This is a genomic window from Streptomyces sp. NPDC043853, assembly GCF_056436025.1.
Genome location: NZ_JBWKDJ010000001.1, coordinates 488,811 through 512,909 on the forward strand (window position 1 = coordinate 488,811; position 24,099 = coordinate 512,909).

Annotated in this window: 27 protein-coding genes; 16 read left to right on the forward strand and 11 right to left on the reverse strand. The window is 71.7% G+C overall.

The genetic code is table 11. The features are described from left to right. The first annotated feature begins 306 nt into the window (after positions 1 to 306). Positions 307 to 1,575 carry an FAD-dependent monooxygenase gene (locus AC067U_RS02065; RefSeq protein ID WP_478827656.1) on the forward strand — a complete coding sequence of 423 codons (1,269 nt, stop codon included), beginning with the start codon at positions 307 to 309 and terminating at the stop codon, positions 1,573 to 1,575. Between the two features lie 65 nt (positions 1,576 to 1,640). Here AC067U_RS02065 and AC067U_RS02070 read toward each other — a convergent pair whose 3' ends face one another. Next, on the reverse strand, positions 1,641 to 2,087 hold the full coding sequence (locus AC067U_RS02070) for an anthrone oxygenase family protein (RefSeq protein WP_478827657.1): 447 nt from the start codon (positions 2,085 to 2,087) through the stop codon (positions 1,641 to 1,643). A 91-nt stretch (positions 2,088 to 2,178) separates the two neighbouring features. Between AC067U_RS02070 and AC067U_RS02075 the strand changes: the two genes are divergently transcribed. Next, positions 2,179 to 2,757 carry a TetR/AcrR family transcriptional regulator gene (locus tag AC067U_RS02075; protein ID WP_478827658.1) on the forward strand — a complete coding sequence of 193 codons (579 nt, stop codon included), beginning with the start codon at positions 2,179 to 2,181 and terminating at the stop codon, positions 2,755 to 2,757. A 64-nt stretch (positions 2,758 to 2,821) separates the two neighbouring features. Here the strand turns inward: AC067U_RS02075 and AC067U_RS02080 are convergent, their stop codons facing one another. After that, entirely contained in the window at positions 2,822 to 3,232 is a 411-nt protein-coding gene (locus tag AC067U_RS02080) for an MmcQ/YjbR family DNA-binding protein (protein ID WP_478827659.1), read from the reverse strand. A gap of 94 nt (positions 3,233 to 3,326) precedes the next feature. Between AC067U_RS02080 and AC067U_RS02085 the strand changes: the two genes are divergently transcribed. Further along, positions 3,327 to 4,556 carry a saccharopine dehydrogenase family protein gene (locus tag AC067U_RS02085; RefSeq protein WP_478827660.1) on the forward strand — a complete coding sequence of 410 codons (1,230 nt, stop codon included), beginning with the start codon at positions 3,327 to 3,329 and terminating at the stop codon, positions 4,554 to 4,556. A gap of 89 nt (positions 4,557 to 4,645) precedes the next feature. On the opposite strand, the gene AC067U_RS02090 is transcribed toward AC067U_RS02085, so the two are convergent. Next, on the reverse strand, positions 4,646 to 5,323 hold the full coding sequence (locus tag AC067U_RS02090) for an endonuclease V (protein WP_478827661.1): 678 nt from the start codon (positions 5,321 to 5,323) through the stop codon (positions 4,646 to 4,648). Positions 5,324 to 5,349: 26 nt separating this feature from the next. Between AC067U_RS02090 and AC067U_RS02095 the strand changes: the two genes are divergently transcribed. From AC067U_RS02095 to AC067U_RS02105, 3 genes are all read left to right on the forward strand, one after another. Beyond that, entirely contained in the window at positions 5,350 to 5,649 is a 300-nt protein-coding gene (locus tag AC067U_RS02095; RefSeq protein ID WP_478827662.1) for a YciI family protein, read from the forward strand. A gap of 153 nt (positions 5,650 to 5,802) precedes the next feature. Continuing rightward, entirely contained in the window at positions 5,803 to 6,684 is an 882-nt protein-coding gene (locus AC067U_RS02100; protein WP_478827663.1) for a DUF7639 domain-containing protein, read from the forward strand. Positions 6,685 to 6,793: 109 nt separating this feature from the next. Beyond that, positions 6,794 to 7,450: a DUF5701 family protein gene (locus AC067U_RS02105; RefSeq protein WP_478827664.1), complete on the forward strand. Its 657-nt coding sequence runs from the start codon at positions 6,794 to 6,796 to the stop codon at positions 7,448 to 7,450. Positions 7,451 to 7,627: 177 nt separating this feature from the next. Here AC067U_RS02105 and AC067U_RS02110 read toward each other — a convergent pair whose 3' ends face one another. Then, the gene (locus AC067U_RS02110; protein ID WP_478827665.1) at positions 7,628 to 8,758 is read right to left on the reverse strand and encodes a WD40/YVTN/BNR-like repeat-containing protein; all 1,131 of its coding nucleotides are present in this window, start codon (positions 8,756 to 8,758) and stop codon (positions 7,628 to 7,630) included. A gap of 341 nt (positions 8,759 to 9,099) precedes the next feature. On the opposite strand from AC067U_RS02110, the gene ssgD reads away from it, so the two are divergent. Next, the gene (gene ssgD / locus AC067U_RS02115; protein WP_478827666.1) at positions 9,100 to 9,516 is read left to right on the forward strand and encodes a spore wall synthesis regulator SsgD; all 417 of its coding nucleotides are present in this window, start codon (positions 9,100 to 9,102) and stop codon (positions 9,514 to 9,516) included. A gap of 226 nt (positions 9,517 to 9,742) precedes the next feature. After that, positions 9,743 to 11,401 carry an ABC-F family ATP-binding cassette domain-containing protein gene (locus AC067U_RS02120; protein ID WP_478827667.1) on the forward strand — a complete coding sequence of 553 codons (1,659 nt, stop codon included), beginning with the start codon at positions 9,743 to 9,745 and terminating at the stop codon, positions 11,399 to 11,401. Positions 11,402 to 11,437: 36 nt separating this feature from the next. On the opposite strand, the gene AC067U_RS02125 is transcribed toward AC067U_RS02120, so the two are convergent. After that, entirely contained in the window at positions 11,438 to 11,668 is a 231-nt protein-coding gene (locus AC067U_RS02125; protein ID WP_478827668.1) for a hypothetical protein, read from the reverse strand. Positions 11,669 to 11,885: 217 nt separating this feature from the next. Here AC067U_RS02125 and AC067U_RS02130 point away from each other — a divergent pair, with 217 nt between their 5' ends. The 6 genes from AC067U_RS02130 to AC067U_RS02155 all read left to right on the forward strand — a co-directional run bounded on the left by AC067U_RS02130 (position 11,886) and on the right by AC067U_RS02155 (position 16,215). Beyond that, positions 11,886 to 12,179, forward strand: coding sequence for a hypothetical protein (locus AC067U_RS02130; protein WP_478827669.1), 294 nt, complete (start codon positions 11,886 to 11,888; stop codon positions 12,177 to 12,179). Positions 12,180 to 12,441: 262 nt separating this feature from the next. Further along, positions 12,442 to 13,413, forward strand: a complete 972-nt coding sequence (locus AC067U_RS02135; RefSeq protein WP_478827670.1) for an acyl-ACP desaturase — start codon at positions 12,442 to 12,444, stop codon at positions 13,411 to 13,413. A 112-nt stretch (positions 13,414 to 13,525) separates the two neighbouring features. Beyond that, positions 13,526 to 13,843 (forward strand): hypothetical protein, encoded by a 318-nt coding sequence (locus AC067U_RS02140; protein WP_478827671.1) that lies wholly within the window; start codon positions 13,526 to 13,528, stop codon positions 13,841 to 13,843. A 124-nt stretch (positions 13,844 to 13,967) separates the two neighbouring features. After that, a complete protein-coding gene (locus tag AC067U_RS02145; RefSeq protein ID WP_478827672.1) occupies positions 13,968 to 14,987 on the forward strand; it encodes a hypothetical protein in 1,020 nt (339 codons plus the stop codon). Beyond that, positions 14,984 to 15,604 (forward strand): hypothetical protein, encoded by a 621-nt coding sequence (locus AC067U_RS02150; protein ID WP_478827673.1) that lies wholly within the window; start codon positions 14,984 to 14,986, stop codon positions 15,602 to 15,604. The genes AC067U_RS02145 and AC067U_RS02150 overlap by 4 nt, the downstream gene beginning before the upstream one ends. After that, positions 15,601 to 16,215 carry a hypothetical protein gene (locus tag AC067U_RS02155; RefSeq protein WP_478827674.1) on the forward strand — a complete coding sequence of 205 codons (615 nt, stop codon included), beginning with the start codon at positions 15,601 to 15,603 and terminating at the stop codon, positions 16,213 to 16,215. The genes AC067U_RS02150 and AC067U_RS02155 overlap by 4 nt, the downstream gene beginning before the upstream one ends. A 13-nt stretch (positions 16,216 to 16,228) precedes the next feature. Here AC067U_RS02155 and AC067U_RS02160 read toward each other — a convergent pair whose 3' ends face one another. Both AC067U_RS02160 and AC067U_RS02165 read right to left on the reverse strand, forming a co-directional pair. After that, complete coding sequence (locus AC067U_RS02160; protein WP_478827675.1) at positions 16,229 to 16,477, reverse strand: WhiB family transcriptional regulator; 249 nt, start codon at positions 16,475 to 16,477, stop codon at positions 16,229 to 16,231. 71 nt (positions 16,478 to 16,548) lie between these two features. Further along, positions 16,549 to 17,349 (reverse strand): VOC family protein, encoded by an 801-nt coding sequence (locus AC067U_RS02165; protein ID WP_478827676.1) that lies wholly within the window; start codon positions 17,347 to 17,349, stop codon positions 16,549 to 16,551. Between the two features lie 118 nt (positions 17,350 to 17,467). On the opposite strand from AC067U_RS02165, the gene AC067U_RS02170 reads away from it, so the two are divergent. Continuing rightward, positions 17,468 to 18,136 carry a TetR/AcrR family transcriptional regulator gene (locus AC067U_RS02170; protein WP_478827677.1) on the forward strand — a complete coding sequence of 223 codons (669 nt, stop codon included), beginning with the start codon at positions 17,468 to 17,470 and terminating at the stop codon, positions 18,134 to 18,136. Here AC067U_RS02170 and AC067U_RS02175 read toward each other — a convergent pair. From AC067U_RS02175 to ligD, 3 genes are all read right to left on the reverse strand, one after another. Beyond that, on the reverse strand, positions 18,099 to 19,541 hold the full coding sequence (locus AC067U_RS02175) for a DHA2 family efflux MFS transporter permease subunit (RefSeq protein WP_478827678.1): 1,443 nt from the start codon (positions 19,539 to 19,541) through the stop codon (positions 18,099 to 18,101). The genes AC067U_RS02170 and AC067U_RS02175 overlap by 38 nt on opposite strands. Further along, positions 19,538 to 20,464, reverse strand: a complete 927-nt coding sequence (locus AC067U_RS02180) for an alpha/beta hydrolase (RefSeq protein ID WP_478827679.1) — start codon at positions 20,462 to 20,464, stop codon at positions 19,538 to 19,540. Before AC067U_RS02180 ends, AC067U_RS02175 begins: the two co-directional genes overlap by 4 nt. 155 nt (positions 20,465 to 20,619) lie before the next feature. Continuing rightward, entirely contained in the window at positions 20,620 to 21,645 is a 1,026-nt protein-coding gene (gene ligD, locus AC067U_RS02185; RefSeq protein WP_478827680.1) for a non-homologous end-joining DNA ligase, read from the reverse strand. 96 nt (positions 21,646 to 21,741) lie between these two features. Here ligD and AC067U_RS02190 point away from each other — a divergent pair, with 96 nt between their 5' ends. Continuing rightward, positions 21,742 to 22,812, forward strand: coding sequence for an ATP-dependent DNA ligase (locus tag AC067U_RS02190; RefSeq protein WP_478827681.1), 1,071 nt, complete (start codon positions 21,742 to 21,744; stop codon positions 22,810 to 22,812). Between the two features lie 172 nt (positions 22,813 to 22,984). Here the strand turns inward: AC067U_RS02190 and AC067U_RS02195 are convergent, their stop codons facing one another. Then, positions 22,985 to 24,088: a saccharopine dehydrogenase family protein gene (locus AC067U_RS02195; protein ID WP_478827682.1), complete on the reverse strand. Its 1,104-nt coding sequence runs from the start codon at positions 24,086 to 24,088 to the stop codon at positions 22,985 to 22,987. Between the last annotated feature and the right edge of the window lie 11 nt (positions 24,089 to 24,099).

Consider the following 24,099-nt stretch of genomic DNA (forward strand, 5'->3'; position numbering starts at 1 on the left):
GGACGTGTCGCCCGCTGCCTCGTCCCCTGCCCTGTCCCCTGCCTCTTCCCCTGCGTCGTTTCCCGTCACTGCCATCGGGCCCCCAGGTGACCGCGTATGTGACACAACTGATGTAACACCGGTGATGCTAGGAACACGTTCCATTCAGCACAAGCCCTTGGAGCGAGTCGCACCCTCTTTTCGGCAGACAGTTGAACGACTGTCTTATACAAACGTCTTGCACAGTTGTATGGATCGTGGGTACGGTGAGGTCACGACATCGGGACGGGCCCGCGGGGCCGGAACCGACCTCACCGAGGGGGAGACATGCAGCAGCAGACCCGGAGCGCGAGCCCGAGCCGGATCCCGAGCCGGAACCAGAAGGTCCTGATCTCCGGCGCGAGCGTGGCCGGCACCACGCTCGCGTACTGGCTCCGGCAGCACGGCTTCACCCCCGTCGTGGTCGAGAAGGCCGCCTCCGTCCGCCCCGGCGGATACAAGATCGACATCCGCGGCGCGGCCCTGAAGGTGGCCGAGCGGATGGGCGCCCTCGACGAGATCCGCCGCAACCGCACCGACGTCCGCGAGGCCGCAGTGGTCGACGCCGGCGGCACCCGGGTCAAGAGCATGGACGCCGACAGCTTCGGCGGGCGCGTGCACGGGGACGCGGAGATCATGCGCGGCGACCTCACCCGCATCCTGTACGGCCTCACCGCGGACACCGTCGACTACCGCTTCGGCGACTCCATCGCCCACCTGGAGCAACAGACCGACGGCGTCCGGGTGACCTTCGAGAGCGGCCGCACCGAGGCCTTCTCCTACGTCATCGGCGCGGACGGCCTGCACTCCCGCACCCGCGCCCTGGCCTTCGGCCCCGAGCAGCGGTACGTCCGCGACCTCGGCTACCACGTCTCGATCTTCAGCGTCCCCAACCACCTCGGCCTCGACCGCGAGGAACTGACCTACGTGGGCCCCGGCCGCACCGCCCTCACCTACACCACCGCCCAGGACACCGGCGCCAAGGCGATGTTCCTGTGGTCCTCCCGGCCGCAGGACCGCAACGGCCACGGCGAGGGCGACAGGCCCGGCCCCGCCGCGCAGCAGCGGCTGCTCGCCGAGGCCTACGCCGGCGAGGGCTGGGAGGTACCGCGCTTCCTCGAGGCCATGCCGGAGGCTCCCGACTTCTACTTCGACTCGCTCAGCCAGGTGCACATGGACACCTGGTCCACGGGCCGGGTGGCCCTGGTCGGCGACGCCGCCTACTGCGCCTCCCCCGCCTCCGGGCAGGGCACCAGCCTCGCGATGGTCGGCGCGTACGTCCTGGCCGGCGAACTGGCCGCCGCGGAGGGCACCCCGGGCGGCGGCACCGACGGGCTCGCCGCGTACGAGCGCGCCCTGCGGCCGTTCGCCGAGGCCAACCAGAAGCTCGGCCCGGCCAACGTCAAGCGCATGGTCATGGCGGGCCGCGCCCAGGTCCGGATCTCGATGCTGATGCTGCGCCTGCTCCAGCTCATGCCCGGCAAGGACCGCATGATGGCGAAGGTGCTGGAGCCGATCCAGCGCGCGGCGAACGCGATCGAGCTCAAGACCTACTGAGCCCACCACCTCGCCGCCGGGAGAGTGGGGATGGTGCGCCACCGTCGCCGTGTCGGCCCGCGGGCTCAGGTGAGGGCGGCGACCAGCAGGACGAAGGCGGCGATGATGACGGCGACGCGGACGTAGTGGAGGCGCTCCCAGCGGTTCAGCTGCTGCTTCCAGTCGGCGGGCCGGTTGTCAGGGGTCCACGTCTTGTTCCGGTTGTTGATCGGAACGAGCAGCAGGACGGACATGACCACGCTGAGGACCAGAAGCGCGCCGGCGGTGACGACGAGGCCGGCGCCAGGGTGGGGCCACCCGGCGACAGCCCAGATGCCGACGAGGGCGAGCGAGCCGATGTACCAGACCGGCATCACGGCGCCGAGCATCCGGCCCCCGTGGGCGTGGCCGAGTTGGCTGCTGTCCTCCGGGAGTGCGTCGAGGATCCGGTTCATGACGAAGGCGACGGAGAACTCCACCCCCACCATCACGCCGACGACCACGGTGGTGATGACCTGAAGTGCGTTGAGCATGACGACCCCTCCTGAGATCTAGCGTCGCTAGATGATGAGGCAACGCTAGCGCTGCCGCCGCTCACTTGTCTAGCGGTGCTAGGATCGGCTCATGTCGGTACAGGAACGCAAGCAGCGGGAACGGGCGGAGCGCGAGCGCCTCATCGTGGCGACGGCCCGTGAACTCGCCGAGCAGCAGGGCTGGGACGCGGTCACCACCCGCCGGCTCGCCGAGCGCATCGAATACAGCCAGCCCGTCCTCTACAGCCACTTCCGCGGCAAGCGCGAGATCATCGGCGCCGTCGCCCTCCAGGGAGCCACCGAGCTGGCCGCGGCGGTGCGGGCCGCAACCGCCGCCGCGGGCGGCCCGCGCGAGCGGGTCGCCGCCCTCGCGCGCGCCTACCTCGACTTCGCCGAACGCAACCCGGCGGTCTACGACGCCATCTTCCAGCTCGACGGTGGTCTGGCGTACGCGCAGGAGGACACCCCGGAACCCCTCAAGGACGCCTTCGCCGCGCTGCTGGAGAGCCTCGGCGAGGTCGCCGGGGACGGCGTCGACCCGGGGCTGTTCACCGAGACGTTCTGGGCCTCCCTGCACGGGGTGGCGACCCTGACCCGGTCGGGACGGCTACCGCCGGAGTACACCGAGTCGAGGGTGGAACTGCTGGTGGACCGGCTCGCCATCGTCTGACACCCCGTCCCGGAAGGTGCGCTGCTCATTGATCACGACCCGATAGGCGCCGTACGGACAGGCCCTAACCCGCCGCCCGGCCTCCGGGTCCGCCGGCGGCGCGTTCGTCCAGTTCCTTGACGTGGCGCTTGAGGGCCACTGTCCGGTAGCTCTCCTCCACCCACTCGCACAGCACCTCGGCGCCGGGGGCTCCCCTCTCCCCCAGCGGCACGGTCACCCACCCGGCCCTGCCCAGCCCGTAGCCGGTGGGCTGGGCCCCGGGAGCGGTCATCGCATGCCCGTGCAGCGCCTCGTCCTTCAGCTTCACCGACAGGCCCGGCGGCTCCGGCCCGTCCGTGTTCCCCAGGAAGACGAAGATCTTCTTGTTGACCTTCACCACACAGTCCTCCGGGCCCCAGGGATACTCCTCCACCGCCTCGGGCAGCCCGAGCGCGAACTCCCGGACCTTCTCCCACTTGCGCACCGCGGCCTTCATCAACGCCTCCACTTACCGCAGGTCACACCTGCTCGCACGGACAGCCGGGGCTCACGCTAACCTCAGCCACCGACACCAGCTGGGAGGAGCGGGGATGAACAGGCCGGACGCGCCACAACGCGCTTACGACGTCGTACTCTTCGGGGCGACCGGGTTCGTGGGCGCGCTGACCGCCGAATACCTCGCGGAGCACGCGCCGGCCGACTGCCGGTGGGCGATCGCCGGCCGCGACACGCGGAAACTGGAACGGCTCCGCGAACGGCTCGCCGAGCTCAACCCCGACTGCGCGAAACTGCCGCTGCTGCGCGCGGACGCGACGGACCGGGAATCCGTACGGGAACTGGCCTCCGCCACCCGGTTGCTGGCCACCACCGTGGGCCCGTACGTCTGGTACGGCACCGAGCTCGTCGCGGCCTGCGCCGAGGCCGGCACCGACTACCTGGACCTCACCGGCGAGCCGGAGTTCGTCGACCGGACGTACGTCGACCACGACGCGCGGGCCCGCGAGACCGGGGCCCGGATCGTGCACGCATGCGGCTTCGACTCCATCCCGGCCGATCTGGGCGCGTACTTCACCGTTCGTCAGCTGCCCGAGGGCGTCCCGCTGACCGTCGACGGCTTCATGATCGCCGGCGGCCTGTTCTCGGGCGGCACCCTCGCCTCCGCGCTCACCGCGCTCGGCCGCGGCCCGCAGACCCTGGCCGCGGCCCGGGAGCGGCGGCTGCACGAGCCCCGGCTGCTGGGCCGCCGGGCCCGGGGACCCGTCGGCGCCCCGCGGTTCAGCCGGGAGACCGGCACCTGGGCCCTGCCGCTGCCCACCCTGGACCCGCGGATCGTCTCCCGGTCGGCCGCCGCCCTGGAGCGCTACGGGCCCGACTTCCGGTACCGGCACTACGCCTCGGTGGCCCATCTGCCGGTGGCGCTGGGCGGCGTGGCCGCGGTCGGGGCGCTCGCGGCACTGGCCCAGGTGCCGCCGGCCCGCCGCTGGCTGATGAACCGCTGGGAACCGGGCCAGGGCCCGGACGCGGAGCGCCGGGCACGCAGTTGGTTCCGCGTCCGGTTCGTCGGCGAGGGCGGCGGCCGTCGCGTGTTCACGGAGGTCTCGGGCGGCGACCCCGGCTACGGGGAGACCGCGAAGATGCTGGCCGAATCGGCGCTCTGCCTCGCGTACGACGACCTGCCCGCCGCCGCCGGCCAGCTGACCACGGCGGTCGCGATGGGCGACGCGCTGCTGGAGCGGCTCCAGCGGGCGGGGATCAGGTTCCGGGTGGCGGACGTACGGGACGTGCGGGAGGCGCAGGACGTACCGAAGGCGCGGGACTGACTGGACGGACGGGAACGTCGGGACGGACGGGCCGGGCCGGGCCGGGAGAAGCCGAGTGGCCGGGGCCTCGGGCTCCGGTTGCGGGACGCTCAGCCGGCCTCCCGCAGCGCCTTCCGGCAGAGGGAGTCGGACAGCCGGGTGGTCTCGGGGATCCGGTAGCGGGGGCTGAGCGCGAGGACGTGCGCACACGCGTTGTCGAGCGAGACGCGGTGTCCGACGGACACGTAGACCGGCTTGATGCCGTCCTGGGTGCGCACGGCCCGGCCCACTTCGGCGCCGTCGGAGGCGAGCAGGGGGGAAGTGCTGCCGCGCCGCTCGTCCGGCTCCTCGTAGGTGAAGGTGAACGGGTTCTTCGCCACACCCATGGTGGGCAGCCCGGTCACCACCCCGAGGTGGCAGGCCAGCCCGAACCGGCGCGGGTGGGCGAGACCGTAACCGTCGCAGACGACGAGGTCGGGGACGGCGGTCAGCGCGTCGAGCGCGGCGAGGACGGTGGGCAGCTCGCGGAAGGCGAGCAGGCCGGGGACGTAGGGGAAGCTGACGTGCCCGACGGCCGTGGCCTCCTCGACGACGTCGAGGGTGCCGGCGTCGAGGACCACGGCGGCGGCCGCGACCAGGTCCCGCTCGTCGTCGTAGGCGACGTCCACACCGGCGACGAGCCCCCGCCCGGGGACCGGCCCGTCCTCGCCGAATATCACCCGACTACGCAATTCGTCTTGTATCGCCCGGGCCTCGGCCTCGTCGGCGGGAGTCTTCACGCTCGTCATGATGCGACGAGAGTAGCCTGGCGATCATGTTCGTAATGGAGTTGACCTACACGGCCCCCATCGAATCGGTCGAGGAGGAGATGGACGCCCACATTGCATGGCTCAACAGCCACTACGCGGCGGGGGTCTTCCTCGCCTCGGGCCGCAAGGTGCCGAGGGACGGCGGCATCATCCTGGCGGGCGGCGTCTCGCGCGCCGAGATCGAGAAGATCGCAGCGGATGACCCCTTCGTGGTGGCGGACGTCTGCACCTACCGCATCATGGAATTCATCGCGACGAGGACTTCGTCGGACCTGTCGACGGTCAAGGAGACTCTGGGTGCTTGAGTCGGCGCTCCCTTCCCCGCGCGACGGGGTCCCACGACGGTAACGGCAACCCACGACGGTTCAGCCGCCGCCGGCGACCCCCTCCCGCCTGCCGTGGCGGGATTTCGCACCGCGTCGGCAGCCCCATCGCCACACCGGGGATAACGTGCACCCATGAGGTGGCGGGGACCTACATATCGGCTGGTCGACGGAGAGAGAGTCGACGGCGAGTGGTGTCACGTATGGCGTCGCGGATGGGGCAGCGCCTACCAGGTGGAGGATCTGTTCGCCTTCGCGGACGGCACCATCCGCTGTGACGGTCTCACCGACCTGGCCGGACTGGCGCGCCTCCTCTCCTCCGGCCGGATCTCCCCCACCGACCCGGCGCACCGCAACCTGCCGCCCGAGCCTTCGCGATGGCGTTCCCGGCGTGCCGCACCGCTCACGCCGGAAGGATTCGTCCAGGAGGTCACGGACCGCATCGAGGCGCTCAACAACCGCCCGACCAGCACGCACCGCTGCTGGGACGCGATCCGCCGCTACCGCGACGATCCGACCGAACCCCACCGCCTCGCACTGCGCGAGGCCTACCTGAAGGTGCCACCACACCTTCGGATCCACGTACTCGGTGACCTGGACCGGCAGGACCGGCCCCTCCGCATCCTCACCACGGACATAGGGCAGCCCGTGGACGGCGACGGCCCGGTGGTCACCGCCTTCATGCACCAGCAGACCCTCGACTACTTCATCCGCGCGGAGGACCTCCCCCCCACGCCCTCCGCGCCACACACCGTTTCCCTCCCCGGCCTCGACGTCTCGGACCTGCTGGCCGCAGCCCAGGAGCACTCCCCCGGCACCCGGCTCTCGGTGGTCACCGACCTCCTCCGCAGCAGGATCACCCGACAGCCCGACCTCACGGCGGCCCTCCTCTCCACCGGTGAGGCCCCCCTCGTCTACGGCCGTCCCGCCCCCTCCTACTGGCAGGACCGCCTCGGCCACCTCCTCGAACTCATCCGCTCCGAACTCCTCATGACGGACAGGAACCCGCCACCGTGAGCCAACCGGACGCAATCCGAGCAGCGGCGGTGGTCCGGGAATATTCCACCGGGCCGGGTCGTTCCTCCCCTCCGCGTCCAGCATTCCGCACCGCGAACCGAGGAGCGCCTTGCCCGACACGTCGTCCACCACCACGATCGCCCCTCTCCCGCCCCTCAGCACCCAGGCCGAACGACTGATCGAACTCGGCGTGCACGAGCTCGCCGGGATTCCCGCCGATGACCTGCGCACGTTCGCCGGGAAGGCCGAGGGCGAGGAAGGCGGCTCCCTGCTCGCCGTCCATCCGGACCGCGCCCCCGCCTCCGCCCTCGCGCCCCTGCTCCGCCACGACGGCAAGCCGGGCTTCGTCGTCACCGACATGTCCGACGTCGACGACTTCACCCCGTACGCCGTCGAGTTGCCCGACGCCCCTCTCTACGTCGTCACCGGCCTCGACCGCGGCGACCGCATGGCCAACTGGAGTCCGGAGGAGGCACTGCCCGCGCTCACCGCGGAGGACCGCACCCCGCTGGTGCTCACCGAAGGCATCCACTGGGTGCTCCAGCAGCCCGCGGCCCTGGAGCGGAACCGCTGCTTCATGACCATCGGCTCCCGCCTGCGCAAGCCGAACGGCACCCTGGACGCCCGCACCCCGGCGATCTGGATCAGCAACGGCACGGGACGCGACGGCCGCGACCGGGACAACGCCCCGAAGGTCGGCTGGTGCTGGTGGGGCAACCGCCACACCTGGCTCGGCTTCGCCTCCACGACGGGCCGTATCGGCTGACCGGCGGGGCGGGGGTCGGTATGCGCCGCCCCCCGCCCCCAGGCCACTCGCGCCGGCGCGACGTCAGGCCCCTCACGCCGGTGCGACGTCAGGCCCCCGGCCCCGCCCACCCACTCGTCCCGTCCACGCGAAGCCTGCCCGCCCCCGACCCACCTCCGCCGGCGGCCCGCCGTCACCTCAGCGGGCCTCCAGCCTTCCCACCCTTCCCTTCTCTCCCGCCGCCCAGCAGGCCGCCTCCGTGCAGGCCACCGTGTCGAACGAACCCGCATCCAGCGGGCGCCAGGTCTTTCCGGCGTCCAGGGTGACGTCCGTGCCCGTCGGGCCCACCGTCAGTGCGGCCGACGGCAGGAACGGGAGCCAGGTCACCCCGGAGCGGTAGGCGGCCGGCGGTACCGTCGACGGCCGCCAGGTGCGGCCCCTGTCCGCCGTCGTCGCCGCAGCCTGTGGCGACGGTTCGCCCGTACGGTAGTCACCGCCGACCGCCAGCCCCCGCCCTCCGCGGAACGCCAGCCCGAACACCCCCTTCGCCGGGTCACCGCCCGGTACCGGCGCGTCCGTCACCGTCCACGTCAGCCCACGGTCACGGGAGTGCATGACACGCGCCGTCGCGCCGCCGCCCGTGGCCAGCCACACGTCCCGTGCTCCCGAGCTCACCAGGCACTGCCCGCTCGCCGCGAAGCCCGCCTCGCCCGGCAGGGCGGCCGGCATGCCCTCGTTCGGGAGGACGCGCCAGCTGCGTCCGCCGTCACGCGTCGAGAGGATGCGGAACTTGCCGTCCACCGGATCGCTCATCGCCAGACCGTGCCGGGCGTCGAAAAACGTCAGGCAATCGTAGAAGGCGCGCGGGTCGGGGTTACGGAAGGTCTCCGCCCAGGTCGCGCCGCCGTCCTCCGTGCGGAAGATCCGCGAGGCCTCGCCCTCACCGATGGACAGCGCGACGGCACGGCGCGCGTCGAACGCCTCGATGTCGCGCAACTGCAGGTCCTGCGCTCCCGGCGGTGACACGTTCTGCCAGCTGCGCCCACCGTCCACGGTGCGCAGCACCGTGCCCTTCGTCCCCGACACCCACGCCGTGGAGCGGCTCACCGCCGCCAGTCCGCGGAAGCGGGCGTCCGTCCCGCTCTCCTTCATCGCCCATCCGACGTGCCCGCTCCCGGTCCCGTCCCCGGTCCCGCTCGCACCTCCGCTCCAGGCCGCCAAGGCGTCCGTCAGTGCCCGCGCGGATCCGCGATCCGCTCCCGGTGCTCCTCCGTCCGCCCCCGCCGCGGGCACGGTCAGCAGTCCCACCGTCAGCATTGCCGCGCACATGCCAACCCCAACTCCGAGAAGTCTCATGGCGCCGGAAGCTAACGCACCCCCGAGATCGCCGTCCAGGGTGCCTGCGCGAACCGCGCGGGCGCCGCTTTGGGCCTGTGGAGTGATCGCGAATCGGTCGTTGTGGACGGCCCGACTCCGACCCGCGCTCCGCCGCCGGCCCCGAACCCAGCCGCCCGCCGATCACTCTGTGCGATCACACGGGCAACATCCGGCCATTCGGTGACGCAGGTCACGCACCCTTCGCATGCACGGATCCGACGGATCCAGCGTCTAACCGGATGCCGGGCCTCACCCCACGTGCCCGGAGCCGATCCGCTGCAAGGGAGCGAGCCATGATCACTGTCATCGAGCAGGCCGTGGAGGCCCGACTGGTCGCCACCGCGCCGAAGGTCGAGACCGTTCCCGTCACTCTCCGCTACGACCGGTCGGACCCGTTCGCCCTGCACATGGCCTTCCCCGCTCCGGCGACGCTGGAGGGGGTCGAAGTGTCCTGGACCTTCGCGCGGGACCTGCTGACCGCTGGACTGGACCGCGCGGCGGGCCACGGCGACGTACGGGTGCGGCCGTACGTCGCGGGCCGGACGGTGGTGGAGTTCCACGCCGCCGAGGGCGTCGCGATCGTGCTCATGGACAGCGCCGAGCTGCGCAGTTTCCTCGACCGCTCGTGCACGGTGGTCCCGCCGGGCCTGGAGCACCTCTACCTGGACATGGACCACAGTCTGGCCGAGCTGATGCGCGGCTCCTGCTGATGCCCGGCTGCTGCTGACACCCGGTTCCCGCGGCCCGGGCCCGGCCCGGCACCCACCCACTCCCGTTAATCGTTTGCGGGCGGCCACGAGCCGCCCGTAATTTCGTAGGCGCCCCATCGCCTTCGACAGGAGTAGGACGTTGCTCTTCTGAGGTTCGAGACACCCACTTCCTCACCGGTGTCTCCCCCACGTTGCAGTTCACCCTTCACGCAACCTGGAGACCTCCATGAGTCACGCCCAGACCACCTTCGTCACCTGCTCCTCCCTCTCCTTCGACTGGCCCGACGGGACCTCCGTCTTCGACGGCCTCGACCTCACGGTCGGCCCAGGCCGCACCGGGCTGATCGGGCTCAACGGGTGCGGCAAATCCACCCTCCTGAAGCTCATCGCCGGTGAACTCCGCCCGGCGGACGGCCGGACCGCCGTCGCCGGCACGGTCGGCTACCTCCCCCAGGGCATCGCCCTCGACGCCACCGGCACCCTCCGGGTGGACGAGGTGCTCGGCATCGCCGGTGTCCGGGCCGCCCTGCACGCCATCGAGGCGGGCGAGGCCACCGAGGTGAACTTCGCCGCGGTCGGCGACGACTGGGACGTCGAAGAGCGGGCCACGGCCGTACTCGACCGGCTCGGTCTGGGCCGGATCGGCCTGGACCGCGGTGTCGGGGACCTTTCCGGCGGCGAATCCGTACTGCTCCGCATGGCCGCGCTGCTGCTCGCGCGGCCCGATGTCCTCCTGCTCGACGAGCCGACCAACAACCTGGACCTGCGGGCCCGGCGGCGGCTCTACGAGGCCGTGGACTCCTGGTCCGGCGTGATGGTCGTGGTCAGCCACGACCGTGAGCTGCTGGAACGCGTCGACCAGATCGCCGAACTCCGCGAGGGCGAAGTCCGCTGGTACGGCGGAAACTTCACGGCCTACGAGGAACTGGTCGCGGCCGAGCAGGCGGCGGCCGAGCGGATGGTCCGGGTCGCCGAGGCCGACGTACAGCGGCAGCGGCGCGAACTGGCCGACGCACAGGTGAAGTCGGCCCGCCGGCAGCGCTACGGCCGGCAGCAGTTCGAGAACAAGCGGATGCCCCCCATCGTGGCGGGCGCGCTCAAGCGGTCCTCGCAGGAGACGGCCGGCAAGCAGCGCACCATGCACACCGAACGGCTGGCCGAGGCGCGGGAGCGGCTGGACCAGGCGGTCGAGGCGGTACGGGACGACGACGCCATCCGGATCGAGCTGCCGGCGACGGCGGTGCCGACGGGGCGGCAGGTGCTGACCCTGAGCGAGCTGGAACTCGCGCACGGAGGCGGCGTACGGGCCGTCCGGGGCGAGTTGGACCTCCGCGGTCCGGAGCGGATCGCCCTGGTGGGGCGGAACGGGTCGGGCAAGACCACGCTGCTCCGGACGATCGCCGGGCTGCTGGAACCGGTGTCGGGCGAGGCGGTCACGCACGTTCCGGCACGGTTCCTGCCGCAGCGGCTCGACCTGCTGGACGACGGGCTGTCCGTGGTGGAGAACGTCGCGCGGTTCGCGCCCGAGGCCACCAACAACCGGATCCGGGCGCGCCTGGCGCACTTCCTGTTCCGGGGAGCGCGGGCGGACCGGCCGGCGGCCACGCTCTCGGGTGGTGAGCGGTTCCGGGCGACGCTGGCGGCACTGCTGCTGGCCGAGCCCGCACCCCAGCTGCTGATGCTGGACGAGCCGACGAACAATCTGGATCTGGCGAGTGTGAGGCAGTTGACGGAAGCGCTGGAGTCCTACGAGGGGGCGCTCGTGGTGGCCAGCCATGACGTGCCGTTCCTGGAGTCGATCGGGATCACTCGGTGGCTGATGCTCGACGGTGAGCTCCGTCCGACGACTGCGGAGGACGTACGGGCGTCGCTGTGGGAGGACTGACCGCTCCTCCTCATCGGGGTCGTCTCAAGGACGGTGTCACGTCCGACCGGGGAGTAACGCCCAGGACTTGGTCCCGCCCGTGGGGGTGAGGACCGGAGTCAGCCCCCAGTCGCCCCCGTTCGCCTCCACGGCCGCGGCCGGCAGCCACATCGCGCGGCTGCGCTGACGCCGGCACTCCTCGCTCCGCACGGGCGAGGAGTGCGCGGGGTGCTGGTCATAGAGGACGATCCGCAGTGCGTCGAAGCGCCAGCGGACCTTGAGCAGCATCTCCCTCTCCGGCGTGAACCAGTGGGCGCACGCGACGAGCTCGGAGGCGGCGAGGGCCGCCGGGTCGCACAGGTGGGACAGGCCGTGCCGGATGAGCAGCGAGCGTACGGCGGACCGGGCGACACCCGCACAGTGTGCGCCGCCGGGGGCCTATGGAGTAGCTCAGCTTCTCGGCATCCGGCGGGATCCGCCGTGACTCGCGGTCTGCACGGTCCGCGTGATCGGCGCGGTCCGAGTCGTCGGCGCGATCGGCGCGATCGGCGCGATCCACGTCGCCGGCAAGGTCCGCGTGGTCGGCAGGGCCCGCGTGGTCCTGGATCACCGGCAGGCCACGGAGAGTGCCCGTCATCGTGCTGCTCCAGCCAACTGCTTCCGCTTCGGCCGGCACGCCGAGGGCGACGCGTACATCGGGACGACGGACTCCGCCGCGTACGTCACCGACTCGATCGAGGCACTCCGCGCGCTGATCTCCGCGGTGAAGGCGGGTGAGGCGGACCACCTGCTGCCGTGAGCGCGGAGCGATCGCGCGGCGACCGCGCGGCCCGCCCCGGGGCGGCGACGTACGGCTACCAACGGGTGACCGGACGGGGCGACCGGTGGACCGGCCTCGCGCGTCTCATTTTGCCCGCCCAAACGCCCTTCCACCTGCATACATAACTAAACGTAAAGGGACATAGCGGTGGGCCGGACTTGGCCGCCCTTGACGCCATGCTTAACCTACGGGTTCGTAGGCTACGGAACCGTAGGTAATTCGCTTGTCCCCAGGAGCACCCGTGACGATCACCTCTCCCCACCTCGGCAGCTCGGAGGCGTGGACCGACGCGAAGCTGCTGTACGCGCTGGAAGAGGTGGTGGAGCAGGAGCTCAACCGCCATCTGAAGATCACCAAGGACTGGATGCCCCACGAGTACGTGCCGTGGAGCGACGGCCGTAACTTCCCCGGCTTCTTCGAGGACGGCGAGGCCTGGGACCCGAGCCAGTCCAAGGTCACCGAGATCGGCAAGATCGCCCTGGTGGTGAACCTCCTCACCGAGGACAACCTGCCCAGCTACCACCACGAGATCGCCACGCTCTTCGGCCGTGACGGCGCCTGGGGCACCTGGGTGCACCGCTGGACCGCCGAGGAGGGCCGCCACGGCATCGTGATGCGCGACTACCTGCTGGCCTCGCGCGCCGTGGACCCGGACAAGCTGGAAGCGTTCCGGATGCAGCACATGTCGGAGGGCTTCGAGTCCGACAACCGGCACTCCATGCTGCACTCGGTGGCGTACGTGGCCTTCCAGGAGCTCGCCACCCGCATCTCGCACCGGAACACCGGCCACCAGTCCGGCGACCCGGTCTGCGACCGGATGCTGGCGCGCATCGCGGCCGACGAGAACCTGCACATGATCTTCTACCGGAACCTGCTGGGTGCGGCGTTCGAGATCGCGCCGGACCTGACCATGCAGGCCGTCCGGGACGTGGTGGTCAACTTCCGGATGCCCGGACACGGCATGCCGGGCTTCGAGCGGATGGCCGCGCAGATGGCCATCGGCGGCGTCTACAACCTGCGCATCCACCACGACGACGTGCTGGCGCCGGTGCTCCGCTTCCTCAAGGTCATGGAGATCCCCGACCTCGGTCCGGAGGGCCAGCAGGCCCAGGACGAGCTCGGGCTGTTCATGAACGGCCTGGACACGGAAGCGACGAAGTTCGACGAGCGGCTGGCGGCGCGGCGTGCCCGCCTGGAGGCCCGCAAGGGCTGACGCCCACCGCGTACCGCGCTCCCGCCGGGCCCTGACCTGGCCGAATCCCCGTCCCCCCTGGGGGTGACGGGGATTCCCGCGTCCGCCCGCGGCTCTGCCAGGCTTCACCGCCATGACCACTCTCCGGGCGGACTACGACCAGCTGACCCGTTTCACCCAGTCCCTGGACACCTCCCTGACCGCGCTGCGGGACGCCCGCCGGGCCCTGGACCACGTCCGGGAGGACCAGCTGGGCACCGCCGAGCTGGACGCGGCGTGCGACCGGTTCCAGAAGCGGTGGGCGTACGGCGCGAAGCAGCTCTCGCAACGGGTGAAGGCGGTCCGGGAGGGCGTGAAGGGCAGCGCGGCGGAGTACCGGGCGCTGGACACGGCGATCCGCGACGCCTTCGTACGCGCGAACGCCGCCGGCGGGGAGGCCCGGCGTGGCTAGCGCGGGTGCCGGGAGCGCGGGCGGAACGCTCGGCTTCGACCCCGCCCCGGGCTCCCCTCCGGCGGTCCTGGCCCTCGCGGCGAAGCTGCGTACGTCGGCCTCGTCTCTGGGCGAGGCGGCCCGTGTGGTCGATGCGCTGGTGTCACGCAGCGGCGGGTGGGAGGGCGAGGCCGCGACGGCCTTCCGCGAGGTCCTGTCCGACGACCTCCCCCGCTACCTGCGCTCGGCGCACGAGTCCCTGGCCGAGGCGGGGCGCCGGCTCACCGCCTGGCACGACTCCCTGGTCGCCCACCAGGCCCTGGCGTCCCGCTACGAGTCGATGGCCGCCGCGGCGACCACGCCGGAGCAGCTCGCGGACGCACGGCGGCTCGGCGCGGAGCTCCGCGCCCAGCACGCGGCGGACGCCCGCCGCGTGGCGAAAGCACTGGATTCGGCCACGGACCGCCTGGCCCCGAAGGAACCGGGCGCCCTGCAGAAGATCTGGCGCGAGATCGTCGACGATCCGGCCGATGCGCTTTCCAACTCCGCCGCCGTGCTGGGCGCAATCGGGCTGGTGGCGGCAGCCGTCTGCCCGCCGGCCGGTGCAGCGATCATGATCGGTGCGAGTGCGCTCAGTCTGGCCGCCCTGACGATGCACATGTCCGATCCCAAGTTCCGCAAGCCATTGACGGATGGCTTCACGAAGGGTGAGTTCGACGCCGACTTCTGGAAAAGCGGCGTGACCTTGCTGGGAGATAGCTTGGGCTCGGTTCCCGCCCTGGGCGTCCTGGCTACCGGCGCAAAGGCTGGCACCACAGCCGTCAGGGCTAGCGCAGCGGGGGCCGAGGCCGCCACGGCGGCTCACATTCGGTCCGCGGCCGGGACAGCAGCCCGCACGGCGTGGTCGTCTGCCCAGTCATTGGAACGCGTCGAAAACCCGCTGTTCACGTGGGGTTTGCGCAGCGCCCATCCCAATGTTCAGAAGGCAGTTCGTGTCTCCATGCCGACGGCAGGGGCCGCCACTGCCACTCTTGACTATGTGCCAGACAAATCCGAGGCACACGAGGTCTCGGCGACGACGGCAGACGGTGTCCGCGGCGTAGTGGATGACGCCCCGACGGCTATGGCTCGGACCTCCCACTTGTGGTCTCTGGTGAGGCCATGACCCATCACCCCGTGTCGCCCTTGTGGTTCCGCCTACCGCCGGGCTTCCACGACGTGTGTCTCGACGACCTCGACCGCATCGACCACATCATCGGACTCCTGACGGACGGACAGCAGGCCGCCGCAGCACGACGTGATCTGGACAACCTCATGGACCTGCTGGAGCGGCTGTCAGACCAGAGTCTGCTTCACACATCGATCGGCCTGCATCCGGAACAATCAACGGGCGTGGCGGCCTCGGTGTTCTCTCTAAGCCTTCGCCCCACGGGGCAGCACAACCCACAGATCACCGTGGCGAAGGCACTTCTGGCCATGGCGAGATCCCCTCGATTGCGATCCTCAGAGCAGAAGTTGCTCAGCGTGCCATCGGCCGTACCCTGCGGGCTCGTCGCGGGCATGCTGTCCCTGCCTGGTATTGACGTACCGCTGTTCCAAGCTCGGGTCGCCCTCGCACACGCAGATTCTGGTCAGCTGGTCATTGCTGACCTGACCAGCGCCTCGACGCAACATGCAGCTGAGTACACCGCAATCCTTGAAGGCATTGCTCACACCATCTCCTTCATTGACCCGATCCCCCGACAAACAGCTCCGGCTTCACGCATCCAGGAACTGATGTGACCATCTCCGTCACGAAGGCCGCATGGATGCATCCGCCCACCCGCCGCGGGTATCGGAACCTCGTACGTCGACGGGCGATGTGGCTCGCAGCATTCAGCCTGTCCACGTTCATCACGCTCATGGTGCCGGTGATCCATTCCTCAGCGGTGAGCCAATACCTGGCGTTCATCGCCACGGTCCTGCTGAACGTGCCAATACTGCTGCTCATGGCTCTGCTCTATAAGCGTCGCCTGCGCGTCCTGGCTGTGCTCCGCACATATCCGTGGCAGGACCACCCCTGCGAGTACAGCTCCGGAGCGGACTCGAGCACAGATGCAACACTGATCCGCATCTACTTCGACGTGTCCTACACACCTCAGTTCCGCCTCTTCCCCTACCCCCTGGACCTTGCCCGCAAGGAAAACAACCACCCAGACCGTGTCTGGTTTGCAGGCGACCCCCGATACGGCGGAGTCGTATCCCCCGTCGGGGGCCACTACCCCGTGCGGGTCGTGCCGCACAGGATGCCCGAGGGGCACTGGGTCAGGGAGGGGCACGGCGACGAGCCCGATGCGGTCGCGGTGCGCGTCGGGCTCGTGCGGAGGCGGAGTGGGAAGGGGACGCAGACTTAGCCGGGAGGCGGAATCAGCGGGGGCGGAGCGCGGAACGCTCTCGTTCCGAGAGGCCGCCCCACACGCCGAAGCGCTCGTCGTTCGCCAGGGCGTACTCCAGGCAGCCGGCTCTCACCTCGCACGCCCCGCACAGTCGCTTCGCGTCCCGGAGGGAGGTGCCCGGCTCCGGGAAGAAGAAGTCCGCGCCGGTCTGGGCGCACAGGGCGAGTTCGTACCAGGCAGTGCTTGGCGCTGCCTCCGCAGCGGTCGTGTTCATCGGCATGGGGAGATGCTCGCCGCCCCGGATGTACGTCTCATCAACGTCTGATCAACAACCGTTTCGACAACCGTTCATCACGGGCCCGCCGGGCCTGCGCTCGCTATCACCGCGAACCGTGCCCCGTCGGGGTCCGCCAGTTTCGCGAAGCGTCCCGCTCCCTCCATGTCCAGCGGGGTGAGCCGGACCTTGCCGCCCAGTTCCTCCGCTCGTGCCGCCGTCGCGTCGCAGTCGGCGACCTCGAAGTACGGGGTCCAGTAAGGGTGTCCGGTGTCCTCCACCGGGTCGGCGGCGACGGGGACGAGGCCGGCGAAGCCCGTGTCGGCCGTCGGCGCGGAGCCTGCCGGTCTGGCGAGTGTGTACGTGCCGCTTTCCAGCTCCGCCTCGACGATCTGCCAGCCCAGCACCGCCCGGTAGAAGGCGGCCGCGGCGGGCACGTCCGGCGTGTACAGCTCCGTCCAGGACAGGCTGCCCGCTTCCAGCACCGCGTCCAGGCCCTTTGTGCGGCCGGGCTGCCAGATGCCGAAGGCGACGCCCGCCGGGTCGGCGAGGACCGCCGCCCTGCCGTGGTCGGTGACGTCCATCGGCTCCAGCAGGACCGCGCCGCCCGCACCTCTCGCCGCGGCGGCCGTCGCGTCCGCGTCCGGGGTCTGGAAGTAGACCGTCCAGGATGCCTCGGTCTGCTCCTCGGGCAGGGTCATGCCGCCGGCGACCCTCTTTCCGCCCAGCCGGAAGGTGCCGTAGCCGGCGATCGCTTCGCCGCCCGGGTGGTACTCCCAGCCGAAGAGGTCCCGGTAGAACCCGGCCGCGCGGGAGATGTCCGGCGCTGCCACGTCGACCCAGTTGGGTGCGCCGTCCCGGTAGTCCGTGGTCAGCATGGTCCGCTCCTTCCCGAGTCGTTCCGCCCCCTCTACGAGCATGGCACCTGGGACTGACAGCGGAGGCGAAGCTCCTGCGCAACAAGGTGAACGACCGTGCGTTCGGTAGGATGACCGTATGGCAGACGGACGTGTGGAGCGCGGTAACCAGACCCGGCGGACCGTGCTGGAGCGGACCATGAGCATCGCCTCCGTGGACGGCCTGGAGGGACTCTCGCTCGGCAGGATCGCCGCTGATCTCGGGCTCAGCAAGAGCGGTGTGTTCGCCCTGTTCGGTTCGAAGGAGGACCTCCAGCTCGCGACCGTGCGCGCCGCCGTGGAGGTGTTCGTCGACCAGGTGGTGCGGCCCGTCCGCGAGGAGCCTGCCGGGCTGCCCAAGGCGTGGCGGCTGTGCGAGCTGTGGCTGGATTACTCCCGGCACCGGATCTTCCCCGGCGGCTGTTTCTTCTACGGGGTGTCCGCCGAGTACGACGCGCGGCCCGGCCCCGTACGCGACGAGATCGCCAAGGCACGGACGGACTGGACCCGCTACATCGAGCGGCTGCTGGACGAGGCCCGCACGATGGGCGGCTTCCGGGAGGGGCTGGGCGCGGAGGAGGTTCCGCAGCTCGCCTTCGAGATCATCGCGCTGATGGAGCTGGGGAACGCGCACTCCGTGCTGTTCGGGGAGGGTTCGGCGTACGAGCGGGCCGAGCGGGGGATCCTCGCCCGGCTCCGCTCGGTCGCGGCCGACCCGGAGGAACTGCCGTCTACGCCGCCCGCCCGGCACGCTCCGGCCGCATCGTGAGGGCGGCCGCGGCGGCGGCCAGCGCTGCAGCGGCGGTCATCAGGAAGACCGGCTCCCAGTGGTCGCCCCTGCCCCCGGTGAGCAGGGCGGCCATGGCGGCGATGCCCAGTGCCCCGCCGAGCTGGCGGGCCGTCATCAGCAGTCCGGTACCGGCGGCGAAGCGCTGCGGCGGCAGGCGTACGGAGGCTGCGGTGGAGAGGGCGGTCAGCGCGATGCCGATACCGAGGCCGCCGAGCAGCCCGGCGGGCAGGAAGACCTGGGCGTACGTGGTGGATTCGCCGGCCCAGCCCCACAGGAGCAGGGCGTTGGCGGCGAACAGCAGCGCGCCGGTGGTCACGGCCGCCCACTGCAGCCTGGCCGGTACCCGGCGGCCCGCGAACAGGGCCCCCGCCGTGGCCAGCACGGCGCCGGGGGTGACCCCGAGCCCGGCCTGCAGGGCGGAGTAGTCCCAGCGGGCGATGAGGTACGAGGGGCCGGTGAGCAGCCAGGCGTACATCGCCGCGCCGAACAGCAGGGCGGTGAGGTTGGCGCGGGCGAAGGCCCGGTCCCGCCACAGGTCGCGGTCGATGGCCGGGGCGGGGTGGCTGCGGGAGCGGGCCAGGGCGAGGGCGGTGCACAGGGCGCCGCCGCCGAGGAGTCCGAGCACGGCAGGGTCGGTCCAGCCCCATTCCTCGCCCTGGGTGAATCCGGTGACCAGCCCGCCGATGCCGAGGACGAGGGCGAGCGTGCCGACGGGGTCGGGCAGCCGTTGGGACGGCCCGGTCTCGCGCGGCACGGTCCGGGCGGCGGCCAGGCAGATGGCGAGGCCGAGGGGGAGGTTGATCAGGAAGATCGCCCGCCAGCCCTGGAGCTCGACGAGCAGTCCGCCGGCGCTGGGGCCGATGGCTGCCGCAAGTCCGCCGGCGGCACCCCAGGTGCCGAGTGCGGCGGCCCGGCGGGCGGGTGGGGTGTGGGCGAGTACGAGGCCCAGCGCGGCGGGGATCATGCCGGCGGCGGCCACGCCCTGGAGGGCTCGGGCGATGATCAGCAGGTCGGCGTCGGGGGCCAGCGCCGCGGCGAGCGAGGTGGCGGTGAACGCGGCCGTCGAGCCGAGGAAGAGGGTGCGCCGGCCGAGGGTGTCGGCGAGCCGTCCGGCCGCGGCGAGGAGCGCCGCGAAGAGGACGGCGTAGGCGCTGACGACCCAGGTCAGGCGGGGCAGGGTGACCTGGGGGAAGGCGGCCCGCAGGTCGGCGAAGGCGACGTTGACGACGGTGGCGTCGAGGAAGGCGAGGAAGGTGACGGCGGAGGCCACCGCGAGGATCGCGCCGGGCCGCACCCCCGTGGCGGCCCGGCTGTGGACGGCGGCCGCCGCCGAGGACAGCTCGCGCGATTCGTCGGCGATTCCGCTGCGCGTCGGCGTGCTCATCGGGTCACCGCCCCGGTTTCGGCATGCGCCCCGGTTGGCGCGTGCGCTCCCGCTGCCGTCACCGCCTTCGTCGCGGACCGCGCCCCCACGAACTCCACCACCTGGGCGATGACTTCGGCGTCGCCCAGGATCCGGCGGTGTCCGAGGCCGGTGGTCAGGACGAGGCGGGCGCGCGGGCCGAAGGCGGCGGCGATGGCGCGGGACTGGTCGGCGGAGACGGTGTCGTCCTCGGTGTCGTGCACGAGCAGGACCGGTGCCGGCATGCCCTCCGGGCGCCAACGGGCGTCCAGGCGTTCCCAGATGTCCGCCTCGCCGGGGACCAGCCGGTGCTGCACGTGGTGGCGCAGGGCTTCCCGGACTCGGCCGTTCAGGGCGAGGCCGGCGCAGAACCGGTCGAGCAGGTAGTCGAACTGCGCCACACCGCCGATGGCTGCGACACGGTCGGCGCGAACGCCGTCGCGTAGGGAGAAGAAGGTGGCGAGCACGCCTATGGAGTGGGCGACGACGGCGGAGAAGTCGCCGTGTTCGGCGTGCAGTCGGCGGATGACGGCGCGCAGGTCGAAGACGGTGGTGGCGTCGCCCGCGGAGGCTCCGTGACCGGGCGCGTCGAAGGACACGACGGTGTGGCCCTGTGCGCGCAGCGCCTCGACGGCCGCGGCGAACCGGGAGGCGCGCGAGGACCAGCCGTGCACCACGAGCACGGGCCGGGGTCCGTCGCCCCACCGGTAGGTGGTGACGTCCACGCCGTTCACGGTGATCTTCCCGGTGACGGCCCGCGCCATGACCGGCTCTTCCTGCGGCCGCACGCGGGACCGGCCCAGCGGCCGGACGAAGGCCCGGAAGGCGATGCGCCCGGCGAGGGCGGGGGGAAGGCGGGAGGTGAGGTTCAGGGTGGTGCTCAGGACTGCAGCGACGGTACGCATGTCCGGCTCTCCGGATCTCCTCATAGTGGCAGGATGCCGAGATATTAGCACGACCGTTCGTTCATTTTTGGGAGCAGCCATTCTGGAGCAGTGCTCAGGCCGACGCCGTTTCGCCCGGGCCGGCCGGCCCGTCAGCCCGTCAGCCCGTCACTCGGTCAGTCCTTCGAGTCGCGTTTCGCGCGGCTCGGCTGCACCCGTTTGGGCTCGCCGGGCATCTTCGGGTAGTCCGGCGGGTACGGCATGTCGCCCAGGCCGTGGTCCTGTTCGTGGCGTTCGGAAAGCTCCAGCGCCCGGTCCAGGGTGAAGGCGTGCTCGTCCATGTCCGCGTGCAGGTCGCCCAGTTCGGCGTAGCGGGCCGGCATGGTGACGATGTCGAAGTCGCGGGGTTCGACCGAGTCGATCTCGTCCCAGCGCAGCGGGGCCGAGACCGGGGCGTGCGGGCGCGGCCGGACCGAGTAGGCGGAGGCGATCGTGCGGTCACGGGCCGTCTGGTTGTAGTCGACGAAGATCCGTTCGCCGCGCTCCTCCTTCCACCAGGCCGTGGTGACGCGGCCCGGCATCCGCCGCTCCAGCTCCCGGCCGATGGCGATGGCGCAGCGCCGGACCTCGGTGAAGGTCCAGCGCGGTTCGATCGGCACGAACACGTGCAGCCCGCGTCCGCCGGAGGTCTTCGGCCAGCCGCGCAGGCCCAGCCCGTCCAGCAGGTCGCGCAGCTCGTGGGCGGCGGCCACCGCGTCGTGGAAGTCGGTGCCGGGCTGCGGGTCCAGGTCGATGCGCAGTTCGTCGGGACGGTCGGTGTCCTCCCGGCGTACGGGCCACGGATGGAAGGTGAGGCAGCCCAGGTTGGCGGCCCACAGGACGGCGGCCGGCTCGGTGGGGCAGATCTCGTCGGCGGTGCGGCCGCTGGGGAAGGCGATGTGGGCGGTCGGGATCCAGTCCGGCAGGTTCTTGGGGGCGCGCTTCTGGAAGAAGGACTCGCCCTCCACCCCGTCCGGGTAGCGCTCCAGGGTGGTCGGACGGTCGCGCAGGGCGCGGGTGATGCCATCGGCCACGGACAGGTAGTACCGGGCCACGTCGAGCTTGGTGAACCCGCGCTCCGGGAAGTACACCTTGTCCGGGTTGGACAGCCGCACCGGCCGCCCTCCCGCGTCGAGCTCGATGGCATTGCCGGCAGCACCCATGTGCGCCACGGTAGGCGGGCCCGCCCCGGCTCGCACACCGGGCGCTCCGCCCCGTACACCGGGCGGGTGCGGGCGGAACGGCGCAGAATCGGGGGCATGGATCTGCCGGTGATGCCGCCCGTGAAGCCGATGCTCGCCAAGTCCGTGGCGAAGATCCCGCCCGGCATGCAGTACGAGGCCAAGTGGGACGGCTTCCGGTCGATCGTCCACCGCGACGGCGACGAGGTGGAGCTGGGGAGCCGTACGGGCAAGTCCCTGACCCGGTACTTCCCGGAGCTCGTGAGCGCGGTCAAGGAGAACCTGCCCGCCCGCTGCGTCGTGGACGGGGAGATCGTCATCGTGCACGACGGGCGGCTCGACTTCGACCGGCTGACCGAGCGGATCCACCCCGCCGCCTCCCGCGTGAAGATGCTGTCGGAGACCACGCCCGCCTCTTTCGTGGTCTTCGATCTGCTCGCGCTCGGCGACGAGGCGCTGCTCGACCTCCCGCTGGCCGACCGCCGTGCCGCCCTCGTGGAAACCATGCACATGGCCCGTCCCCCCGTGTACCTCGCGCCCGCCACCACCGACCCCGCCCTCGCGCAGGAGTGGTTCGAGCGGTTCGAGGGCGCCGGGCTGGACGGGGTGATCGCGAAACCGCTCGATCTCCCCTACCGGCCCGATGCCCGCCTCATGTTCAAGGTCAAGCACGAACGTACGGCCGACGTCGTCGTCGCGGGCTACCGTTTCCACAAGAGCGGTCCGATTGTCGGATCGCTGCTCCTGGGCCTCTACGACGCGCACGGCGCGCTCCAGCACGTCGGCGTCTGCGCCGCCTTCCCCATGAAGCGCCGGGCCGAACTCGTCGAGGAGCTCGAACCCCTCCGGCTGGCGGACGCGTCCGGTCACCCTTGGGCCGCCTGGGCCGAGGAGGCCGCGCACGAGAGCGCCCGGCTGCCCGGTGCGCAGAGCCGCTGGACCGGTAAGAAGGACCTGTCCTGGGTGCCGGTGCGTCCCGAGCGGGTCGTCGAGGTCGCGTACGACCACATGGAGGGCGACCGGTTCCGGCACACCGCGCAGTTCCGCCGCTGGCGCCCGGACCGCACCCCGGAGGGCTGTACGTACGCCCAGTTGGAGGAGGTCGTCCGGTACGACCTCGCGGACGTGCTCGGCACGGACCGCGCCTGAGGGCCCGCATCCGCACCGCCGTCCTGCGGGCATCGCTGCGGCGCGCCGCGGGCGCGTTGGCCGGGGCCCTGCCGGCCCTGCCGGTGCCGCTGTCGGCCGCCGGTGCGGCGTCGGCGGGCGGCGATCCGGCAAGGGCGCACCGCCCGACTCCTGGGGCCGGCCCGGTGCCGGGTCAGGTCCGCAGGTCCAGGGACAGGTGCGGGGCCAGGGCCCGCAGGAAGTCCGCGGCGTCGAAGAGGGCCCCCGCGGACAGGACACCGGCCGCCCGGCCTTCCGCTCCTTGTCCACCTTGCCCACCGTGCACGCCGGGCGCGCCTTCCCCACCCGCCCCGCTCGGCGTCACCCGTCCCGTCAGGATCCGCTGCACCGCCTCCACCGCGAGCGGCGCGGTGATGGCGTAGATGTCCCGGCCGCTCGCGACGGCGCGCCGTTCGCCGTCCCCGGAGCGCACGACCACGTCCACGAGGAAGGTCTGCTCGGACCGCCCGTGCGCGTCGGCCGCGGTGGGCGCCGGCGTGTCCGGCGCGGACAGCTCCCGGACCGCCTCGACCGTCATGTAGCTGCGCACCTCGCGCACGGGCAGGTGGCTGGGCACGGTGACGACATCGGCCATCGTGAACTCCCCGATGACCTCCCGGGGACCCATCGGCTCCGGGAACGGCCACTTCTGGGTGGGCGGGGCGTCATCGCGGTACTCCAGCCGCCCGTCCGCCCAGCGGACCCGCCGGCCGTCCCGCCGCTGCCGGGAGACGGCGCCCGCCGCGCGCGTCCCGGCGGTGGGGTGCCAGCCGCTCAGCCCGTAGGCGATGTGCACCTCGTCGGCGCTGGTCCAGTCGCCCATGGCGGCGGTGGCCAGCAGGTCGCCGAGGCCGCCGAAGAAGGCCATCGCGGGGACGACCGGCACCTCCGCCGCGCGGGCGCGGTCCGTGAAGTGCGCGAACGTGTCGGCGTTGGCCTCGATCTCGGCGGCCACGTCCACGTACGGGATCTCGGCGCGCAGGGCCGCCCCGATCACCGGGGCGGCCGTCGTGGCGAAGGGTCCGGCGCAGTTGACCACGGCCGCCACCCCGTCCAGGGCCCGGTCGAGTGCGGCCGGGTCGTCGACCGCCGCCGGCCGGACGTCCGCACCGGGAAGGTCCGCCGCGATCAGCGTCAGCTTGCCGGCGTCGCGGCCGGAGAGCACGGGCACGAACCCGCGCTCCCGCAGCTCCGCCACCACGAAGCGCCCGGTGTGTCCGTACGCACCGTAGACCGCCACCCTGTGCCCGGATTCCATGATGTGCCCTC

Bases quoted from the DNA above. Each gene is read 5' to 3' on its own strand.
- AC067U_RS02065 (WP_478827656.1), top strand. From the start codon at position 307: ATGCAGCAGCAGACCCGGAGCGCGAGCCCGAGCCGGATCCCGAGCCGG.
- AC067U_RS02070 (WP_478827657.1), bottom strand. From the start codon at position 2,087: ATGCTCAACGCACTTCAGGTCATCACCACCGTGGTCGTCGGCGTGATG.
- AC067U_RS02075 (WP_478827658.1), top strand. From the start codon at position 2,179: ATGTCGGTACAGGAACGCAAGCAGCGGGAACGGGCGGAGCGCGAGCGC.
- AC067U_RS02080 (WP_478827659.1), bottom strand. From the start codon at position 3,232: ATGAAGGCCGCGGTGCGCAAGTGGGAGAAGGTCCGGGAGTTCGCGCTC.
- AC067U_RS02085 (WP_478827660.1), top strand. From the start codon at position 3,327: ATGAACAGGCCGGACGCGCCACAACGCGCTTACGACGTCGTACTCTTC.
- AC067U_RS02090 (WP_478827661.1), bottom strand. From the start codon at position 5,323: ATGACGAGCGTGAAGACTCCCGCCGACGAGGCCGAGGCCCGGGCGATA.
- AC067U_RS02095 (WP_478827662.1), top strand. From the start codon at position 5,350: ATGTTCGTAATGGAGTTGACCTACACGGCCCCCATCGAATCGGTCGAG.
- AC067U_RS02100 (WP_478827663.1), top strand. From the start codon at position 5,803: ATGAGGTGGCGGGGACCTACATATCGGCTGGTCGACGGAGAGAGAGTC.
- AC067U_RS02110 (WP_478827665.1), bottom strand. From the start codon at position 8,758: ATGTGCGCGGCAATGCTGACGGTGGGACTGCTGACCGTGCCCGCGGCG.
- ssgD (WP_478827666.1), top strand. From the start codon at position 9,100: ATGATCACTGTCATCGAGCAGGCCGTGGAGGCCCGACTGGTCGCCACC.
- AC067U_RS02120 (WP_478827667.1), top strand. From the start codon at position 9,743: ATGAGTCACGCCCAGACCACCTTCGTCACCTGCTCCTCCCTCTCCTTC.
- AC067U_RS02125 (WP_478827668.1), bottom strand. From the start codon at position 11,668: ATGCTGCTCAAGGTCCGCTGGCGCTTCGACGCACTGCGGATCGTCCTC.
- AC067U_RS02140 (WP_478827671.1), top strand. From the start codon at position 13,526: ATGACCACTCTCCGGGCGGACTACGACCAGCTGACCCGTTTCACCCAG.
- AC067U_RS02150 (WP_478827673.1), top strand. From the start codon at position 14,984: ATGACCCATCACCCCGTGTCGCCCTTGTGGTTCCGCCTACCGCCGGGC.
- AC067U_RS02160 (WP_478827675.1), bottom strand. From the start codon at position 16,477: ATGCCGATGAACACGACCGCTGCGGAGGCAGCGCCAAGCACTGCCTGG.
- AC067U_RS02165 (WP_478827676.1), bottom strand. From the start codon at position 17,349: ATGCTGACCACGGACTACCGGGACGGCGCACCCAACTGGGTCGACGTG.
- AC067U_RS02170 (WP_478827677.1), top strand. From the start codon at position 17,468: ATGGCAGACGGACGTGTGGAGCGCGGTAACCAGACCCGGCGGACCGTG.
- AC067U_RS02175 (WP_478827678.1), bottom strand. From the start codon at position 19,541: ATGAGCACGCCGACGCGCAGCGGAATCGCCGACGAATCGCGCGAGCTG.
- AC067U_RS02180 (WP_478827679.1), bottom strand. From the start codon at position 20,464: ATGCGTACCGTCGCTGCAGTCCTGAGCACCACCCTGAACCTCACCTCC.
- ligD (WP_478827680.1), bottom strand. From the start codon at position 21,645: ATGGGTGCTGCCGGCAATGCCATCGAGCTCGACGCGGGAGGGCGGCCG.
- AC067U_RS02190 (WP_478827681.1), top strand. From the start codon at position 21,742: ATGGATCTGCCGGTGATGCCGCCCGTGAAGCCGATGCTCGCCAAGTCC.
- AC067U_RS02195 (WP_478827682.1), bottom strand. From the start codon at position 24,088: ATGGAATCCGGGCACAGGGTGGCGGTCTACGGTGCGTACGGACACACC.